This window comes from Sporolituus thermophilus DSM 23256 (assembly GCF_900102435.1).
Lineage (GTDB): Bacteria > Bacillota > Negativicutes > Sporomusales > Thermosinaceae > Thermosinus > Thermosinus thermophilus.
Map to the genome: position 1 here is coordinate 1 of NZ_FNBU01000049.1, position 1,213 is coordinate 1,213.

The 1,213-nt window shown below is 46.7% G+C and carries 1 protein-coding gene; it reads right to left on the reverse strand.

Annotation, left to right across the window (positions count from 1 at the left end; all coding sequences use genetic code 11):
• Positions 1–58: 58 nt before the first annotated feature.
• Complete coding sequence (locus tag BLQ99_RS14690) at positions 59–1,105, reverse strand: IS30 family transposase (protein WP_093692258.1); 1,047 nt, start codon at positions 1,103–1,105, stop codon at positions 59–61.
• Positions 1,106–1,213: the final 108 nt, after the last annotated feature.

The window sequence follows — 1,213 nt, forward strand, 5'->3', positions numbered from 1 at the left end:
TCTAAATTGCAATAGCAAATGCAACACCCTGTAAAATTAACGGTATATAAAGAGGCTATCAAGAAATTTGGGCCAGTTCCTCGTCAAAGCATTGCTGAGGAGTTTTATAGCCGAGTATTTTGCGAGGCAGATGATTACACCAATTCTGAATACGCTGAATGACAGAGGCAGCCAAAGCTGCTATGCTGGTCCCTTTGGGGATAAATCGGCGGATGAGACCGTTATGGCGTTCATTCGTGCCTCTCTCAAAGGAAGAATAGGGATGAGCAAAGTATACGCTGGTGTTATGGCTCTTTAAAAATGCGTCCAGTTCGGCAAACTCCGACCCGTTATCGGCAGTGAACGTCTTAAACACTTTCGGAAAAAGGTCGCCAAATTGTTCTTCAACTTGCTTAAGAGCATCTATTACAGAAATGCTGGTTTTGGCGGCAAGGGGGATAATAATCTCCGCCCGCGTTTTACGCTCAGTCATTGTGAGTAGTACTCCGTCGCCAGAGCGTTTGCCTGCGACTGTATCGATTTCCCAATGTCCAAACTCCTCACGGCTGTTGATTTCTTCTGGCCGTTCGTCAATACTTGCCCCAAGGACGCGTTTGCGCTGTTTGGCGGTTCGTTTTCCTGGTCTGCGGCGAACCTTGAGCGGTAAATCGATGTTACGTATGCGCAGCAGCCCTTGATCGATATAGTTATAAAGGGTTTTGGTAGATACGATGACTTGCTGCTGCCACTCTTGGCATTGCCGGCAATAGCCGACAATAGCATCAGGAGACCACTTTTCTTCAAGCATCTTGGTTTCGGCAAACTCTAAAAACTCAGCTGCCTCAGCGACTTTAAATTGTTTAACACAGGCTGAGCGGTTCTTTTCGTATACTGCTTGTCCCGTTTCGGGGTAGTATGCCTCATATTCAGTAAGGTCGGAGCGTCGCTGCTTAACTGTACCCCGCTTAATTTCGCGTGAAATCGTACTTGGATGACGGCCAAGTTGCCGTGCTATATAGCGTATTGAGCGCTTCTCACCCAAAAGTGCTTTGATAATTCCGCGCTCATAGGCATTTAGGTGTTCAAAAGACCGTGCAGATGTGGTACACTGTTCTTGGACTTCCATGGCAGAACCCTCCTGTATGGTTTGGATTGAGTCCCCTCATCATACCGGAATTCTACGTGGGAGTCCTTTTTTCATCTTTTGCTGTTGCATTTCATTTTACAATGAACC